Source organism: Nocardia aegles (genome assembly GCF_052545135.1).
Genome location: NZ_JBQWRI010000017.1, coordinates 38,306 through 55,446, shown reverse-complemented (window position 1 = coordinate 55,446; position 17,141 = coordinate 38,306). Strand labels below are relative to the sequence as shown.

The 17,141-nt window shown below is 69.5% G+C and carries 13 protein-coding genes; all 13 read right to left on the bottom strand.

Translation table 11 applies throughout. The features are described from left to right. On the bottom strand, positions 1–6,011 hold a 6,011-nt coding region (mobF, locus tag ACT89H_RS28445), incomplete at its 3' end, for a MobF family relaxase (RefSeq protein WP_445111748.1). A gap of 321 nt (positions 6,012–6,332) precedes the next feature. Next, the gene (locus tag ACT89H_RS28440; RefSeq protein ID WP_445111747.1) at positions 6,333–6,650 is read right to left on the bottom strand and encodes a DUF4326 domain-containing protein; all 318 of its coding nucleotides are present in this window, start codon (positions 6,648–6,650) and stop codon (positions 6,333–6,335) included. 185 nt (positions 6,651–6,835) lie between these two features. Continuing rightward, the gene (locus ACT89H_RS28435; RefSeq protein ID WP_445111746.1) at positions 6,836–7,225 is read right to left on the bottom strand and encodes a hypothetical protein; all 390 of its coding nucleotides are present in this window, start codon (positions 7,223–7,225) and stop codon (positions 6,836–6,838) included. A 104-nt stretch (positions 7,226–7,329) separates the two neighbouring features. Continuing rightward, a complete protein-coding gene (locus tag ACT89H_RS28430) occupies positions 7,330–8,904 on the bottom strand; it encodes a hypothetical protein (protein WP_445111745.1) in 1,575 nt (524 codons plus the stop codon). A gap of 630 nt (positions 8,905–9,534) precedes the next feature. Continuing rightward, positions 9,535–10,050 (bottom strand): single-stranded DNA-binding protein, encoded by a 516-nt coding sequence (locus ACT89H_RS28425; protein WP_445111744.1) that lies wholly within the window; start codon positions 10,048–10,050, stop codon positions 9,535–9,537. 95 nt (positions 10,051–10,145) lie between these two features. Next, positions 10,146–11,129, bottom strand: a complete 984-nt coding sequence (locus ACT89H_RS28420; protein WP_445111743.1) for a DNA-processing protein DprA — start codon at positions 11,127–11,129, stop codon at positions 10,146–10,148. A 257-nt stretch (positions 11,130–11,386) separates the two neighbouring features. Beyond that, entirely contained in the window at positions 11,387–12,571 is a 1,185-nt protein-coding gene (locus tag ACT89H_RS28415; protein WP_445111742.1) for a DUF4192 domain-containing protein, read from the bottom strand. Positions 12,572–12,792: 221 nt separating this feature from the next. Beyond that, positions 12,793–13,101: a hypothetical protein gene (locus tag ACT89H_RS28410; RefSeq protein WP_445111741.1), complete on the bottom strand. Its 309-nt coding sequence runs from the start codon at positions 13,099–13,101 to the stop codon at positions 12,793–12,795. 31 nt (positions 13,102–13,132) lie between these two features. Then, positions 13,133–14,005, bottom strand: coding sequence for a bifunctional DNA primase/polymerase (locus tag ACT89H_RS28405; RefSeq protein WP_445111740.1), 873 nt, complete (start codon positions 14,003–14,005; stop codon positions 13,133–13,135). After that, a complete protein-coding gene (locus tag ACT89H_RS28400) occupies positions 14,002–14,337 on the bottom strand; it encodes a hypothetical protein (RefSeq protein WP_356967972.1) in 336 nt (111 codons plus the stop codon). The genes ACT89H_RS28405 and ACT89H_RS28400 overlap by 4 nt, the downstream gene beginning before the upstream one ends. 57 nt (positions 14,338–14,394) lie before the next feature. After that, the gene (locus ACT89H_RS28395) at positions 14,395–16,314 is read right to left on the bottom strand and encodes a ParB/RepB/Spo0J family partition protein (protein WP_445111739.1); all 1,920 of its coding nucleotides are present in this window, start codon (positions 16,312–16,314) and stop codon (positions 14,395–14,397) included. Between the two features lie 104 nt (positions 16,315–16,418). Continuing rightward, a complete protein-coding gene (locus ACT89H_RS28390; protein WP_445111738.1) occupies positions 16,419–16,730 on the bottom strand; it encodes a hypothetical protein in 312 nt (103 codons plus the stop codon). A 183-nt stretch (positions 16,731–16,913) separates the two neighbouring features. Next, complete coding sequence (locus ACT89H_RS28385) at positions 16,914–17,132, bottom strand: hypothetical protein (RefSeq protein ID WP_043735712.1); 219 nt, start codon at positions 17,130–17,132, stop codon at positions 16,914–16,916. Positions 17,133–17,141: the final 9 nt, after the last annotated feature.

Here is a 17,141-nt window from a genome sequence, read left to right as displayed (position 1 = left end):
AGCTGCCGATAGGACGGCTCGGCGTACTGGTTGGTGATCTGCTGGCTGCCGTCGTTGAGGGCGGTGTGCCGTCGGACTTCTTGTTCTCGGCCGATCTGAGCCGGACTAAGAGTACGCCGTCGCTGCTGTTCGGCGCGGGCCTGGTCGAGTTGTCGGATGATGTCGGCGGTCTGCGTCGGGACCTCGTCGTGAGACTCGGCGCGCGTGCCTGTGTGTCGATGGTTGGGGACGGGGACGGGGTCGGGGTCGGGGTCGGTGCATAGTAGGTGGTCCCAATTATTCGCGGTCCCAGCGAGCAGGACGGCCTCTCGGTTGGCCTCACGAGCGGCGGCGCGTGCGGTGCTGTGGTCGCGGCTGCGTGCGGCTTGTTCGCCGACGAGGGTGTCGATGCGGGTTTGGAGTGTACGTCGTTGGCTGCGGCGGTAGCCGGGTGTGGCTTCGAGGGCGGCGCGTGCGTCGGCGAGTTCGGTCGCGACGGCGTGGAAGGCTTTCGCGGCGGTGTGGAGTTGTCGGTCGGCGGTGCGGGCGCTGTGGATGGCGTGTCGGGCTGCGGCGTGGCGGCGGATGCGTTCGTCGGTGTCGTGGTCGTGGTGGGGCTTGTGCTGGGCTGGGTTGTAGAGGAAGTCGTCGGTGTCGGCGAGTGCGAGACTCTGGTGGAGCTGGTCGATGCGCTCATGAAGTTGGGCGTCGGTGAGTCCGAACAGCGGATTGTCGGCGGCTGGGTCAGCAGTGCCGGCGCCTTCGGGGCGTGGTTGCTGGGCGTAGTGGAGTAGTGGGTGGTCGTGGATCCAGGCTTCGATCGCGGCGCGATGGGCTGGGTTGGGGGTGGCGCGCCAGTCGCGGCGCAGCATTGCGAGGGCGGCCGGCGCCGGGTAGGTGGCGCTGATGTGGTTGCAGCGGGCGGTGATGGGGTCGGTGGGGTCGTGGTCGGGAATGCCGGGCACGTGGTTGTCGCGGCATTCCCCGCAGAGCCCATCGTCGGCGCGGCGCGGTGGTACAGGGGTGGCGTCGGTGCGGGTGCGTTCCAGACCGCAGGCCACGCAGCCGAGCCCGCGGGTGTTCGCGACGGCGGCGAGGTCGTAATCCAGCGTGTCGTACTTCGAGCGGTCGTCGGGTAGCGCCTCACGGTAGTAGTGATGCACGACGCCGTCGGGAATGATGTGGTCGTAGGGCTGGTCGTCGACCTCGGCACGGGTATCGACATAGTCCTGCTCGGCGCGGCGGGCAACGATCTGTGCGTCGGGGAGCGGTGCGCGGCGCTCAGCAGGGTTGATGTGTTCGTGGCGATCGCGGGCTACTTCGTGGCGTCGCTCGCGCTGATAGGCCGGTGTGGTGCGGGTGGTGCCGGGGTGGTGAACGTGTGGGTCGGTGTCTGGTGTGCAGGCTTCGATGAGTGCGCGATGCTGGGGGTAGCGTTCGCCGGCCCAGCGCAGCCGTGCGCGGGCGACGGGGAAACTGTTGCGGTAGAGCGTCTCTACGATATCGGCGAGGATGGCGCGCTGTTCGTCGGTGGCGATATCGGTGAGGTCAGCGAGCATTTCGGCCGCGGCGGTGATCTGGCCGGTGTGCACCAATTGCGCTACCGCGCGCACGCGTTCGGGAAGCTCGGTCCCAGGTGTGTTGCCGGGTGTCGGCTCGGGGATGGGAGGTGGTGCAGTTTCGGACGTGGAGCGTGTGCTGTCGTTTCGTGCGTGTCCGAGGTCAGGATGGGGTTGAGGGAAGGGCCGATTTGTGGGTTCGCGCATGGGCGTGGGGTGGGGTTCGTGGCTGCTGGCGGTGTCGTTGGTTGGGGCCGGGGTGTGGTGGAGGAGGGCGTCGATGCGCCAGGCCAGGGCGTTGGCGAGCTGGTCCGGGCGCAATCCGATGGCGTTGTCGGGTTGGGCGCTGAGCAGTAGTTCGTAGGCGGTGGAGAGGATTTGGTGTGGTGTCCAGCCGGTGGCGGTGGCGCGGTCGATCGCGGCGACCACGCGCGGCCACGCGGGGTCGGTGATGACGCGCTCGCCGGTGTCATCGCCGAGGACGGCGTGCAGATCGGTAGTCCAGTCCGGGCGCATGTTGCGGTGGCCGGTGGTGGTGTCGAGGGCGGAGGGTTCCAGTTCCAGGCGTGACCACAATGCGGCGGCGGGCATCTCGTCGGGGAGCGGCCGTTGTGCGGCGGCGTCGGTGAGAAGGGTTCCGATGTCGAGTCCGGCGCGGGCGGCGACGTCGATTTTGTCGGCGAGGACCGGCCAATACGGGTCCGCCACGACCCGGGCGTCGAGGCGTTCGAGGGTCTGAGCCCATCGATTGGCCGGTCGGTGGATGTCACCGATCGCGTCGGTGACCCGCGCGTTGAGCAGTTGCTGGTGTTCGCATTCGAGTGTGGTGTAGCGGCGTGGTCCGGTGGGGCGGATGTCTCGGTCGTCGACGTGCAGTGCCGCGCGCCAGACTGCGAGCTCGCCGAGCAGGTCGGGGTTGGCGCCGATGAGGGGCCGCGCCCAGTGTGGTGCGGTGCTCGGGGTCCAGGCCTGGGCGTCGGTGCGGATCTGTGCGGCGAGGTCGCCCACGATGCGGGCGCGGGCGGTGAGTTGGGTGGAGTCCAGGTCGTCGCGCAGGCCGCGGGGGATACCGTGCGCCCACGGCAGAGGTCCGGTGCCGGCGGAGTGGGCGCCAGTCGGATCCAGGCGCCAGTCCAAGACGGCGGCAACGTCGTCGGCGGTGTCGAGCTCCCGCGCGCCTGCGGCGGTGTGTAGGGCGGCGACCGGGTCGCGCCCGGACAGGGCGATGGTGGCCAGGTGTTGGCGTAGCACGGGGTAGGCGGGGCTGTCGGTGAGGTGCGTGCGCACCGCTTCAGCCGCTTGATCGATGCGTCCGAGCCCGTCCGGGCCGAGAGCTGCTTCGGCGGCAACACCGATGGCGTCGAGGTAGATGTCGACTGCGCGCCCGATGCGGGTGTGGGGATCGAGTGCGTCGCGCAGTTGTGTGTGCGCGGACTTCTGCGCGCCGTCCCGGCCGAGAATGCGCACCAACCCTTCCACCGCGGTCCGCGGAAACACCGCCGGTTCGCTCCAAAACGAGCCTTCGGAACCGTCCAACGCGGTGGGAATGTAGGCGTGGTTGGCGTGCACACCACGGGTCATCGCGACATACAACTGTTGCCGTGACTCACCTCCCGTGAGCGCGACATGACATGCACCGGCGGTGATTCCTTGCGCGGAATCGATCGTCGCCGCATACCCCAACCGCACATAGGTGGACACATACTCGGCGGGCAACCGCACACTTGCCGCCGCTTTCTCGCCGCCGGAGCGCAGGCGTTTTGCGGTGATACTGCCGTCGTCGTGGACGGCGGTGACCGTCCAGGTGTCGCCGTTGCGGACCCAATCGTGGGCACCGACGCGCAGGCGCCGGTTGTTGCGGCGGGTGCGAATCGTGTCACCCACCGATGCGGCGAGCCCGTCGGCAAGTGCGCATTCCGCCTCCATGGTGCTGCCCGCGCGGGCGAGCCGGTCGGCGCGGGCGCGGGCGTTCAACGCGGTGACGACCTCATGGTTGGCGGCCAGCATGATCGCCACGCGCCCGGCAAGGTGGTCGTTCCTCCACGCGGTGAAGGCGTCGTCTTGAGTCGAGCCGTGATGGCCGCCGTGTATCCGTTCGTTGTCCAGATACCAGCCCAGCGCCGCCGGATCGCCCTCACGCAACTGCAAACTCGCAGTCGCTTCCGCCGAGGAGGCGAACCGCACCACGTGGGTCAGGGTCAAGGTTTGGTCGGGGGCGGCGGCATGTATGTCGGCGTCGGCGCCACCGGCTTCGATCGCGGGCAGTTGGTGATCGTCACCGATGCACCGCACCGTCGCGCCTCGTGCGGTCACGAACTGGAGTAGTCGAAGGCGTTTGTTGTTGCCGATTTTAATGTGCTCGTCGACGATCACCAGCGTGCCGGCGTCGATCTGCAACACCCATTCCGGCAACGCGGGCGGCGCATCCCGATCCAAATCGGGGCTATCCGGGTGCGGAGTGTGGCGGGACAGAACGTCGAGCAGTTTGTCGACTGTCTCCACGCGCGCGCCGATGGAGGTGCCGAGTTCCGCGGCCGCCGCGGCAGTGGGCGCCAAACCGAGGACCTGTCCGCCGCTGGTGTGCCAGGCGTCGGTGAGCACCCGCATGGCGGTGGTTTTCCCGGTTCCGGCGGGGGCGTTGGCAGTGTGGACTTGCAGACTGGAGGTGGCGAACCCTTCGACCACGCTGATCTGCCCGGCATTCAACGGCCGATCCGGGTGCGCGGCGTTGTAGGCGCGCACAGCATCCGCGACGATTTCCGGCGAGAGCTGTCGGGCGCCTGACTGCACCGACAGCTCGACCAACGCGTGTTCGACCGACAGAACGCGTTTCGAGCTGTGCAGCTGTGAATTCGCCGCGATGTACACGCTGGTTCCGTCACCGCGGCGCCACAGTTGCGGCGCCTCACCCAGTTCGGGCGCATCCGCCACGTCGGGATCGCCACGCGCGATCGAGTGCGTCGGCGAAAGTGCCTCAGCGACCACCGCATCGGTGACGTCCTCCCACTCCTGCTCGCGGATGTGTCCGCGAATCTGCCGTTCGACTTCGGCACGCACATTGTTGGGCCGCCACGTCGAGCGGTGCTCGCCGACCACGTCAATAACCCGTTCGGCGGTGCGGGCGATCCACTCGCTCGACACCGCAACCCGCGGTGTCTGCTGCGGATTCAGCACCGCTGCAACCATCTGGACCACTGATTCGCGGCCGAGCAGGGTTAACGATTGGGTCCGCCAGTTGGCGCGTTGTTCGGCCAGCGACCGCAGCTGGTGTTTGGCCGGGCGGGTTTCCAAGGTGGCGCGTTGCGCCAACCCGTACATCTCCACCGGGATCGGTTCGCGCCCGAACCGTTGCTGGAAGTCCGCCGCAAGCTCACCCACCCGCGCCTTGATCGCTGTTTCCCGCCGCGACCACGCTTCGATCAAGCGTGCCGGGACGCCGACGATCTCGCGGATCGGGCGTTTGGCGGGATCGCCCGCCGGGCGTTCGGCGAATTCCACGCCCACCAGATCTTCCATGTGGTGCTCGAGCCGGGTGTTGTAGATCTCCGACACCGTGACCACGGCCTGGTAGATCGCGGCCCCGTCCAGGGTGCGCCACTTCCCATCCAGGGTGCGCACCCGGTTGGCGATCAGCACGTGCGTGTGCAGGTCAGGATCCCCGGCACGGGAGTCGCGGTGGGTGAAACACGCCGCGACGATGCCGTCGACGTCGACCTGGCGCACACCGTTGCGGCCCACCCGGGTGAAGATTGCGTGCTGTTCGAGCCACCTCAAAGCGTCGCGCACCGCACGTTGATGTGCGAGTTCGATCTTGTCCGCGGCCGCCCGCGGCGCGACCGCCCACAACGCCGACACCGATTTGACGGGTGAGAACGTGATGTCGAAACCCGCGACCGCGGTCGTGTTCGGCCGCGATTTCTTGGCCACCCACCCCGACAACTCCCGCGCATCACAGGGCGCGCGCCCATAGTCTTCGCTGAACATATCGAACGCGATATGGGTGCGAATTCGCGCTCGTTCTGCATCCGGAATGGCGTCGTGAGAGTCTGCTCCGTGCACGATGTTGTATTGATCGAACTCTTTCGCGCATCGTTTTCGGAACTCGGAAATCTCAGCGTAAACCCGATACGGATTGCCTAAACGCGACGCCTTATCGGCCGCGCGTGCCGCATCTTTGTGCTTGGCGCCGAGGCTGATCTGCTCGTCGTAGACCTCGGCTTCGACCTGCTCCGCGTTCGGGTGGCGCCCCAGCCCGAACAGGGATTTCATCTGCTCTTCGTTGACTTCCGCGCCGTCGACGACGCCGAGCGCAGCCAAACCGGCGCCGTGCCAGACACCGGGTGCTTCCCCGTGTGCGGAGTAGTAGTCGGCCAAGCTGTCACGGCCCCGTGAGCTGGCATCGTGGGCGGCGACGTTACGCAGATAATACTGATAGCCATTGCCTGCCACGACTTTATGAATGGTCGCGGTCATACATCTATCAAGCGCCGGCAACACAATTATCGCCAGGGTTGAATTTGACCTATTTTTAGTCGAATCCAGCGTTCGCCCTGGTCGTTATCAAATTGTTATCCTAGATGCAAGAGGTGTGCTTGAGAAAATGGATGTGGATGAAGGAGGTGAAGGGTGTGGATGGTGGGAGGTGGATGGTCGAGTTGGGGTTGGGGATGGCAGGGGACGGATGAGAAGTGGGGTGGGGGCGGAGTGGAGGTGAATGGGGCTGGAGGAGGTAGGGACTGGAGCGGTTGATCCGGCCCCTGCTGGGGTCGGAGTTGTCGGCTGCCTGCGGGCGGGTCACGCTGGTCGGGGCGGTCGGGTCCGAAGTGCCGCGAGGGGGTCGAGGTCGTGTTCGAGGGTGAGAGCGGCGAGGGTGTGGCCGTGGCACGATGTGGGTGCGTACCAGCCGAGGACCCGGTGGGCGAGTTCGCGGCGGCGGAGGCGGGCGAGGAGGTCGGCGAGGTGCCGGGCGTGAGCGGCGAGTACGTCGTCGCGGTTGCCGTCGCGTCCGATGACGTAGGGGTTGCCCCAGCCGCTGGTGCGGTCGATGGGTACGAACAGGCAGTGGCGGCGTACCCACTCGATCAGGTGCCCGTGTCCGCTGGCAGCGCGCATCGACACCACGACCGGCCGCCAGGATCTGGTGCAGCTCGGTGAGGGCGAGGTGCGCGGGCTCGGTGGGCGGTGGGTGGTCGGTCGTGGCTGAGCGGTTCCTTTCGGTTGTGGGTCGGCTCGGGGCGCTGCTGGGTGAAGGGTCCGAGCACCGCCGACGGGGCAGCAGCGGCGGTGTGGAGGTGGGCTCAGCCCGGCGGGGCGGGAATCGGCGTCCAGCCGAGGGACTGGCACGTGTAGTAGCGGTCGTCGAGTCCGACGAGGTCGCCGACCGACAGGGACCGGAGTCGCTTGGCGTACCAGGCGTCGGTGTGGGCGTAGTCGTCGTGTTCGGGGTGGTCGTTGAATGCGGCGAAGACACGCTCGAGCAGAACCTCGTCGGTGTCGAGGGCCGGGTCGACGCGCAGCACGAAGGCGTAGGCCAGCGCGACGGGTGCGCCGGGCCGGTATCCGGTGAGTAGGGCGGCGGGGTCGGTGTTGAGGTAGACCCGCACCCGGACCAGGGTCGGGCGGGGTGCGAACACGGCGTCGCGTAGGGCACGCAGGGCGCGGCGGGTTCGGTTCGGGCGTCGATGCACGCTCGTGCTCCTGTCGGCTCGGGCGGTTGGTGACCGGTCCGCCGCAGGCGTGTGGACACTGCGGCGGACCGGCGAACAAGGGGATCAGGCCGCCCGGGGGTGGGTCAGGCCACCGCCGCGGTGCGGGTGGGGACGAGTCCGAGGTCGATGCGGCAGTCGGTGCAGTAGTTGTCGGCGTGCAGGATGCCGTTGAGTGCGCAGGCGTCGCAGCGTCCGATGCGCTGCCCGGCCCCGAGCGCGGGCCCGCCCCGGCGCGGCCGTCGCGCGGCGGCGGGGCGGGGTGCGCGTTCGGGCTGGTCGAGGTTGCTCGCCATCCACCGGGTGATCAACCGCCAGGTCGGTCCGGTGTTCGCGGCGGCGGCCCGCACCCGATTCAGCAACGCCCGCACCTGGACAGGATGAGCGGCGGCGATCCAGGCGCACCGTGATGCGACGAAGGTTTGCATCCCGAATCCGGCGGGCAGCGCGGGGATGCCGGGGTGGCCGTCGGCGCGGCAGACGTCGCAGAGCCCGTCGTCGCTGACCACCATCCCGTGGCGGGTGTGGAGGGGGCGGCGGTCGCGGGCGGGTCGGTCGATCCAGCAGCCGACGCATGGCCACCCGAGATACGGGGTCATCGCCGCGAGGTCGTAATCCAATCCTGAGCCTTGCCAGGTGGATTCCCGGAGGTCGAGTTCGCTGTAGGGCAGGTATTCGTCGCGGTCGCTGGGGACCGGGATCCCGGTGCGGCGGGCGGCGAAGCGGGACTGGTCGGCCGGAGTGATCCGCGGCGGCAGCTGCGGGCGGGTGCGGCGGGCACGCGCGCTGCGCGCCCGCGCCGAGGGCTCGGACTCGGTGTTGTGCTCGCGCAGGAACTCCCGTGCCGCGTCCTCGAGACCGGTGTGACGGCGCTCGTGGGCGATGTGGCGTTCGGGCAGCTCGGGGGCGAGGAGATGGCGGTCGGCTTCGGTGTAGCACTCCGCGATGTGCAGGAAGTAGGAGCGGTCCCACAACTCGGCTTGCACGTGCGCCCACAGCTGCGCGGCCTTCTTCCTGGGTTCGGGCACCGGCGGGGTGCGGTCGTCGTCGACGGCGGTGTCGATCGCGTACAACCGGTGCGCAGCGTAGCCCGCGTATTCCCGGTGGCGGCGTTCGGCCACCGCCAGGTCACGCTCGCGATGACGCAGGCTCACCACGCCGAGGGTGGGGGCGGGGATACGGGCGCGGCGGGCGGCGATCTTGTCGGGCTGGTAGCGGGCGGCGTCGGTCGCCGCGGTGGGGGTGGCGGTGTCGCGGTCGCGGTAGCGGCGGTCGCGGATGGAGCGACGCACCCATTCGGCCGCCTCGATAGAGGTCTCGGAGGGCTGGGGGAGCTCGGGCCGGTACAGTCCGGGATCACCGTCCGCGGTGTGGTCGATGATCAGCGACCGCAGTTCGGGGCGGGACTTGGCCATCCATCCGAGCTGACGCGCCGCGGTCTTCCATGGGGAGCGGGTCAGCATCTCGGCGGCGCGATCGAGGAAGGCGCGCTCGGCCGGGGAGGCGAGAGCAAGCACGGCGGTGAAGCGTTCGCGCGCGGCGTTGGGATCGGTGTCGAGGAGGTATTCGATCTCTGCGAGCGCGGCAGTGAACGGGGACACGGTCTCAACGGGTTCGGTGACAGAGTCGGTGGTTTCGGGTGCGTTGAGCGTTGCGGTCATCACGGTTCCTGTTCTGTCGTCTGGAAACAGCTCGGCCCCGTGCCGGACGCACGCACGCGTACGTATCCCCGGCACGGGGCTGGGCGGCTGGTCGTCTGACCCGCCTGAGTGCGGCCGACCAGGGTGGGAGCCCGACACGGTGGAGGGAACGCGCCGATGCGGGCGGCGCCGAATTCGCTGCGCACAACCACCCGGCCGACGGGTGCCGGACATGCGGGGCGCCGGGCGAATTCGGTGACGGTCGGGCGTGGGCCCGCAGCCGTGGCGGGATCACGCCCTGGTAGCACTCAGAAAGGCGGGGCAGACGGCCAGACGCCCAGCTCTCACCGACCGCAACCCCCGTCCGCTCACGCACTCAGCACTCTGCGCGAGGCCACACCGCCTCGGCCGAGCGGGTGGGATGCGGTGTCACCGTGCGGGTGTGACACATCCTTGGGGGATTACCCGACTTCAGGTCGAGGTTGTCGAGGCCGGAGGTCGGCTCTCAGTCGCCCTGGTCGCGGGTGTCGGTCGGGTTCTCGGGATTGTTCACGCGGTGGTGGACCTGTCCGATATCCACTCACACCCCGCCGCTTGCGATGAGGCCACTGGCGCGGGCGCGCGGAGGTTGGAGTCGCGCGGGACGGGTGTCTAGAACGAGGGCTCCTCGCCGGCGAACCCTCCGCCGAATCCGCTGCCGGTGGTGGCCCAGGGATCGTCGTCGCTGGTCTGGTTGCCGGTGGCGGCGCCGACGAGCTCACCGGAGCGGTCACTGCTGTCGTTGTTCGTGGTGGTGTGGTTGGCGTTTCGTTTGGTGACCTTGGCGGTGGCGTAGCGCAGCGAGGCACCGAGTTCGTCGACCTCGAGCTCTACGACGGTGCGTTTCTCGCCCTCGCGGGTCTGGTAGCTGCGCTGCTTGAGACGCCCGGACACGAGGACACGCGCTCCGCGGGTGAGCGATTCGGCGGCGTTCTCGGCGGCCTCGCGCCAGAGGCTGCACCGCAGGAACAGTGCTTCGCTGTCCTTCCATTGGTTGGTGGTGCGGTCGAGATGTCGCGGGGTGGAGGCGACGGTGAAGTTCGCGACCGCGATACCTGCGGGTGTGTAGCGGATTTCGACGTCGGCGGTCAGGTTCCCTATCACGGTGATGACGGTGTCTCCGGCCATAACAGTTCTCCTCGAAGTTCGATGATCAACAGGGACAGACGAACGCGTGGACCGATGACTGCGCGTGAACCAGTCGTCCCCGGCCTTGTGCGGGGTCAGCGGGCGGGTGCGCCACCGAGCCGGTGGTGGGTGTCGGTGCGTGGCTGGGCGCCGCGCTGGTGGCGGGGTTGGGGTTCGGCGGTTTCCTCGAGCGCGGTGAGGACGTCGGTGACGGAGTCGATGGGGCGGGCGTGGCCGTCGCCGATGAGTTGATGGCAGCCCCGCGAGGTCGCGGTAGGGCCGGGGACGGCGAGCACGGGGCGGTGCAGGCGGCGTGCCCAGCGTGCGGTGGACAGGGTGCCCGAGCGCAGTCCGGCCTCGGGGATCACCAGTTGCCGCGACATCGCCGCGATGAGGCGATTGCGAGCCAGCAGCCGCGCACGGTCGATCCCCTCACCTGGGGGGTATTCCGACATGATCGCCCCGGTCTCGGCGACCTCGGTGAAGAGGTGTGCGTGTGGGGTGGGATACACCCGGTCGATCCCGGCCGCGGACACGATCGTGGTCGGTGCGGCGTGGTCGAGTGCGGCCTGGTGGGCGAGGACGTCAACACCGTAGGCGCCGCCGCTGACCATGTGCACACCACGTTCGGCCAACGCGCCCGCGATCTGGGTGGTGATGCGGGTACCGCGCGGTGAGATCGCCCGCGTGCCGATGACACCGACCCGGGTCCCGCCCGGGACGGGGTCGAGGGTGCCGCGCACCCAGACCGCCACCGGCGCGTCCAGGTTCCGGCCGTCGGGGGAGTCGAGATCGTCGAATCTCAGCCCGGTCCACGAGGGGTCGTCGCGGGTGAGTAGCCACGCCCCGACCTGTGCGGCGCGGTCGAGGTCGCGGGCGGCGAGTTCGGCGACCGAGGTCCGTGATCCGGGTCCGGCCGCAAGTGGCGCGATCTGCTCGACGGCTTCCTCGATCGTCGGGGCTGACCGGGTGGCCGCGTGCGCGCGGGCAGCGGTGGCAGCGGTGTGACTGAGTGCGGCGCGGGCCAGGATCGCCCACGCCCGCAGCCGCGTATCGGAGACCGTGGCGACGGTGTTCATGACAGTGCTCCTCGATAGTGGTGGGTGACCGGGTGCCGGGTCGGCTGGTCGGAGACATGCCCGTGCACCGGACCCGGTGTGGCGGGTTGTTCATTCGGGTGGGATCGGGGAGCGCGCCGGATGCCGAGGATCCGGTGTGGCTGGGGTCCGATCCGGTCCTCATCGAGTGCGGGCCGGTTCGGTCGGGTTCAGGCCGCGAAGTCGGCGGCGTTATCGCTCGCCACGCGGTGCGCGGTGTTGTGCAGGGATCTCCCGGTTCATCCGATGGCCGGACCGAGGTCGATGCCGAGGTCGGCGGCGATCCGCAGGCCGCTACGGGCGAGTCGGCGCAGGGTTTCGGGGCGCATTCCGGTGCGCAGCGCTGTGTCCAGCAGGTTCGCCATGGCGTGTGCGGGGTCGGCGTCGAGGGCGGCGTCCAGGGCGATGCCTGCCAGCGGTCCGTCACCGCGCAGGTAGGCACTGTAGGCGAGAAGAACTGCGGCCTCAGCACGGTCGCTGCCCGGTAATGCCCGCGTGAGTGCGGCCCACAGGTTTTCCGCGGCGGCGGCGTATTCACCGACGGCGAGAGCGAACAGGGCATCGCGGATGGTCCGGTCACGCAGCGCGGCAGCCAGTTGCGCGCATACCCCGGCGGTGAGCGCGGCACCGGAGTCGGTGTCGGCGATCCTCCACAACACGAGTTCGAGTGCCCGCCGGTGATATCCGTCGCGATCACCGCACCGGGCCGCGGTCTCGTAGCGTTGTCGTGCGAGCGCGTGGGCGCGGTCGAGAAGTGCCGTCACCTGCGCGGTCACCTCGTGATCGGGGGCGACCAGATCGGTCAGCTCCGAGCGCGCGCCGCGGATCGGGCGCCCGTCGAGCACATGCGCCACCGTCACCATCGACGCCGCCGGATCCGGCAGCACCCCACGACGATCCGCGCCCAGCAGGCTGCACCAGCGCTGCTGCGCTGCGATCGCGGGCACGGCCCACGCGCGGGTGAGGAACACCTCCCGCTGTGCGAGCCCGTGGGCGAACGCCGCGATGAGCGCCTCCCACGGCCCGGGGCTCACTGCGGCGGGTCCGCGGGTGGGTCGCGGTTGGCGGACCCGGTCATCGACGATCACCGCGAGCACTTGCGAGGCCCTGGCCGTGGCGCAGATCCGTGTCACGCGCTGCGCGTACATCGCGCCCAGACCACGCTGACGCGTGCTGTCGGGGTCCAGATCGAAGCGCAGCACCGCCTCGATGACCGGACCGCGCGCCGGTGGCGGCACATCCCGCAGCACAGCGACCACGAGGGACCGCTGCGGTGTGAACCCGAGCATCGCGGGCACCGCGACAATCAATTGCCCGGGATCATCGACACGCACCACCGCCGGGTGGTTCTGCCCGGTCAGGCCAGGGGCCGAGGGTGTCTCGCGGCCGGCGGGATCGGGGGAGGGCTCGGTGGTGTCGGGCATAGGTTTTCATCTCCTTCGGGGACGCGGATGGCGGGTGCGGTTCGCCGGGGTCTGTCGTGGCGGGTCGGGTCTCGGCTCGAATAGGCCGCCTGGTTGTGCTGCCGCCGCGGCAGACAGCAGTGGCCTGCGGCGGGGGATCGGGCGCGCACGCACCCGGAGGGTGTTTCGCTCGCCCCAGGATGCGGACGGGTGCGAGGTGCGGCGGAACTCGGGATGATTGATCACTCGTACTGCTGGAAGACGGTGGACACCTTGGCGCACCAGGCCGCAGCCCGCCGCCGCACCGTCGCGGGCAGTGCCCGGGTCGGACACCCCGCGCCCGGTCGCGGGCGCGCGGGTCTGCTGATCGGGTGTGGGGTGATCACCTCATCGTCGAGGTCGACGCGGTAGCTGTCACCGGCGGGGTCGGTGACGTCGAACATGGTGGCTGTCGAGTCGGGCGCGCGGAACAGATCGAACGCCGCGAACGCGGCCGAGACGGGATCCTCGGCGGTCACGTCGATCTCCCAGCGGAGGTGATATTCGGGCACAGTGAAGGGGCTCCTGATCCGAGAGCGGGGTCTAGTGGCGTAGCCGTCGGGGGCGAGCGCGGCTGTAGCGGAATCCGTTGCTGACGGTGCGCTCGGCTTCGGCGGCGGTGAATCCCTCGACACCGATGTGGCCCGCGGCAGCGTCGGTGAGGATGGCGCGGGCGTGGTGTTCGCTGAGTTCGTCGGCGGCCACCAACCGTCCCAGCACCAGCGCCGCACGGAACAGGGTGTGGTTGCGCAGATGGACTCGTGCGCTGGCAACGCGGTGGGCTTCCCCGGCCAGGATGGCCGCGAGGTAGGCGTCGGGATGCGTCGCACCCGCGCAGAACCGAATCGCGGGCGCGGGTGGTGGCGGGGTGAGCAGAACGACGAGCTCGGTCGGTAGGTCGGCGACGGGGTGATCAGCGGCGACGATGTAGGCGCCGTGGCGGGTCCGTGATCCGGGCGCGATGACGTAGCCGCCGTGCCCGCGGGTGTCGATCCCGTCTCCGAGACGGCCGATGCTGCACGGTAACCGCGGCGTCTGCGGGGCCCGGTAGTAGAGATGCCAGCCGTGCGGGGTCGCCACCGTCCACGTCACCGGCGCCGGTGCGGTCAGGCGTGCGGCGAGCCGGGTCAGGGCCTCGGCGAATCCGGTGGCGGGCGGGCTCATATGGCGGGGGTCGAGGTCGATCACGCACAACCCCGCCGGGCCGGTCGCGATCGCCACGTTGCGGGCCGGGTCCTGATCCCACCACCGCTGAATTCGGACGGGGTCGGTGCTGGCATGGTCGGGCCAGCGTTTGAACACCGGCGGCTTCTTCGTGCCGGGCCGGATCGGGAACACCGGCCACCCGCGTGCCGCGATGTCGAGAGCGAATGCCCGCAGGTCCACGACATCGGTCTGCGCCGACGTGGCGGTCACCACCGCGGTCCCACGTGGCGGGCGGTGCGGGCGATCCACACCGCGGTGGCGTGGAGCTCGCGCACGCGTGCACAGACCGCCTCGAGGGTGGCAGGCGGGTCGGGGTCGGCGGGCAGGCGCGGGTAGTCGAGATGGTCGGCGCGCAGCAGTAGATGCCAGGACAAGCTCATCTGGTCGAACACGCGCACGGTGGCGCGGAAGCCGCCGTCGGCCTCGACGGTGACGGTGATGTCGGCGGGCTGGGCGTCGACCAGGCACAGGCTGCGGGCGCGATAGCCGTTGTCGTCGGTGCGGGCCAGGGCTTCGATGGCGGGTTCGTCGGGGGTGCGCACAACTGACTCCTTCGGAGAAGGACGGAGAAGGCCGGGACCGCGGGGATGCCGAGACGGTCAGGCCGCGTCGGGCAGGTCCTGCTCGTCGGCCTCGGTCTCCTCGTCCGCGTCGAGATCGACGACGCCATCGGCCCCGGTGTCGCCGGGTTCGCCGGTGGCGGTGGGGTTGTCGATGTCGATGTCGACGGCCTTGATCTCGCCGAGGGCGGCGAGTTCGACCGGGACCAGCGGGTAGCCGAGTTCGCGCAGGAAGCTCAGGTAGCGGCGTACGGCGGATTCGGTGTAGCGCCACAGGTCCTTGTCGGCGCGGTGCTCGTAGCCACCCAGCACCAGCGCGAGCGCGATGACCTGGGCGCGGGCGGGTTTGGTGGTGTCGAGGGTGGCGAGAATGTCGAGGCGGGACCGGTAGCCCTCGATGCCCAGCAGCTTGAGCGCGGAGTCGAATGCGTGGTACTCGCCGGTCAGTCCGGGATCGGCCAGCAGGGACCGGGTCATGAACAACGCGGCTTGGGTGGGCGGGGTCTTGCGGGCCAGCAGCCGGGTGACGAACTCGATACGGGTCGCCTTGGCGGCCAGACCGAGCTTGTTGAGCTCGCGGACCCGCCGCCGCGCTGCCCGCTCGATCTCGGCCGCCTGCGCCGCGGCTTCGGCTGCTGCTTCGGCGGCGGCGCGCCGATCCGCGGCGACCTGCTCCTGATCGACCTGACCGAAACGGGTACCGCGCTCGCCGAGGTGCTCGCCCTCATCGGCGTCACCGACCTCACCGGCAGCGGTGTCGGCGTCGTCTGCGTTGTCGGGCTCGGTGTCGACGCGTTCGCGCAATCCTGTCGCATCCAACAGGTCGCGGGGTAGGAAGTACTCGCACAGCAGCTGGTCGCGCTGCTCGACTTCGCGCGCGTGGCGCAACCCCTCGGCGGGGTCGGCGTCGGGCTGATCGCGGGTATCCCAGTCCACGGTGTCGGGGTCGACGATATGGCCGGACTCGATTTCGACCCACACCTGTTCCTCGGCGATCTCGAACCACGCCAGCCACGCTGCGGGGTGGGCTCGGATGTGCTCGAATTCGACGGCGTTGCCGTCCGCGTCGACGAGTTCGCCCGCGCACAACAGTCCCATCTCGGCGTCATCGAGGTCGGGGTAGTCGGTGAGGATCCCGAGCCCGGCCTGGGCATACGGGAGGGCGTCGGCGAGGTAGGCGCGGCGTTCGGCGCGATCGGCGGCGATCCGGTTGGCCTCGTAGTCGAACACCCCGCTGCGGACGTTGAGCAGCCGCCGTACGGCGTCGAGGTCGCCGACGTTCTCGTATTCGGCGATGACCGCGGCGTGGGTCAGGTCGTACTGGTCGTCGTCGATCAGAGTGCGCGCGGTGGGCGAGGTACCGACCTTGCCGACGAGTTTGACCTCGTCGCGTTTGGTCTGCAACGCCTTCGCGACGCGGGTGACCGAGGCGCCGAGGTCGAGCATCGCCGCGATCCCGGCGGCGCGGTCGCTGTTGGTGAGCGGGATGCGGCGGTCGTTGAGGGTGATCTGTTCGGTGATGCGCTCGATCTCGGCCTCGTTGGTGTCCACGCTCGGGTCGAAATCGCGGATGTAGACCGGCACCTCGGGCAGTTCGTAGGCCAGCGCGGTCAGGGTTCGGACCTGCCCGTCGCGCACCACCAGACGGCCGTCGGGCATCCGGATCACCAGGATCGGGTCCCGGACACCGTGTTCGCGGATCGACTCGGTGACTTCCGGGTGGTCCTCGAGCTGGAAGGTCTCGCGCACGTTCTTGTCGATCTCGAGCAGGGCGGGATTCACGGTCGGGCCGGTGCACAACCGGTCGAGGGACCCGGGTGCCTCGTCGGTGTCGGCTTCGCCGGGGTCCGAGCCGCGGTGTTCGGTGTCGGTGGGGGCGGGACCGGGTGCCGGGTCGACGGCGGGGGCATGCTCGGCGATGTCGGTGTCGGTGGTGGGCGTGTCGGTGTCGGTGGGCATCGAGATGGGCTCCTATCGTGAAAGAGGCAGGGACCGGCCAGCTTTGGACTGGCTGGTCCCTGCCTCGTGGGACGGGACTTCGATGGATGGGGCGAAAGCGGGGGCTACGCGCCCGCGGGCCTGGTGAGGTTCGGGGGGTCGCCGTCGATGACGATGTCGAGGTCGTCGCGGGCGATGGCGATCTCGGCATCGATGCCGCCGTGTTTGTGGTGCACGTCGCGGTAGCAGGCGCGGCACACGACCCCGGAGATCGAATCGGCGCTGCCCTTGCCGCTGGCGTGACAGCACGGTGTCAGCACCGCCGTGTGGTGAGTGGCGAATCTGATGATGACACAGCCTTCGGCGTCGAGGCCGAGGATGTCCTCGACAGCGTCGAAACCCGCGGGCAGTCGCAGTTCTCGCTTCTTCTTCGTCATGGGCAGATGTCCTTCCAGGGTTCGGAGGGGTTCTGTCGGCGCGAAGCAACACGAGATCGCGGTCGCCGCGCGATGTCGGTGACCGCGTGGCCGGTGGCGAGATCGGGGGACACCGGAACGGCCAGCGGTCCCGCGCCTGCCGATGTTGCTTCCGACCGCGTGCGGGCGGTCGGGACAGGGGTGCTACTTCTTGGGGCGGGGGGCGACGTTGATCGGGCGCAGGTACCGGGCGCCGTGCGGGGATTCGGGGTCGGTGTAGCCCCAGTGCTTGGCTTTCCAGTCCGGGTACTGCTCGCGCCAGCGGTCCACGGTGTCGGGGCCCAGCGCGGTCACCGCGCCGGCGGCGCCGAAGTGCTCGGCGGTGTCGAATTCGGTACGGGTCAGAACAACGGTTTCGGCCATGGGCGTAAC

What these genes read in the sequence shown, in the direction of transcription:
- ACT89H_RS28395 (WP_445111739.1), bottom strand. Translation starts at nt 16,314, where the DNA reads ATGCCCACCGACACCGACACGCCCACCACCGACACCGACATCGCCGAG.
- ACT89H_RS28440 (WP_445111747.1), bottom strand. Translation starts at nt 6,650, where the DNA reads ATGCGCGCTGCCAGCGGACACGGGCACCTGATCGAGTGGGTACGCCGC.
- ACT89H_RS28430 (WP_445111745.1), bottom strand. Translation starts at nt 8,904, where the DNA reads ATGACCGCAACGCTCAACGCACCCGAAACCACCGACTCTGTCACCGAA.
- ACT89H_RS28385 (WP_043735712.1), bottom strand. Translation starts at nt 17,132, where the DNA reads ATGGCCGAAACCGTTGTTCTGACCCGTACCGAATTCGACACCGCCGAG.
- ACT89H_RS28420 (WP_445111743.1), bottom strand. Translation starts at nt 11,129, where the DNA reads ATGAACACCGTCGCCACGGTCTCCGATACGCGGCTGCGGGCGTGGGCG.
- ACT89H_RS28415 (WP_445111742.1), bottom strand. Translation starts at nt 12,571, where the DNA reads ATGCCCGACACCACCGAGCCCTCCCCCGATCCCGCCGGCCGCGAGACA.
- ACT89H_RS28390 (WP_445111738.1), bottom strand. Translation starts at nt 16,730, where the DNA reads ATGACGAAGAAGAAGCGAGAACTGCGACTGCCCGCGGGTTTCGACGCT.
- ACT89H_RS28425 (WP_445111744.1), bottom strand. Translation starts at nt 10,050, where the DNA reads ATGGCCGGAGACACCGTCATCACCGTGATAGGGAACCTGACCGCCGAC.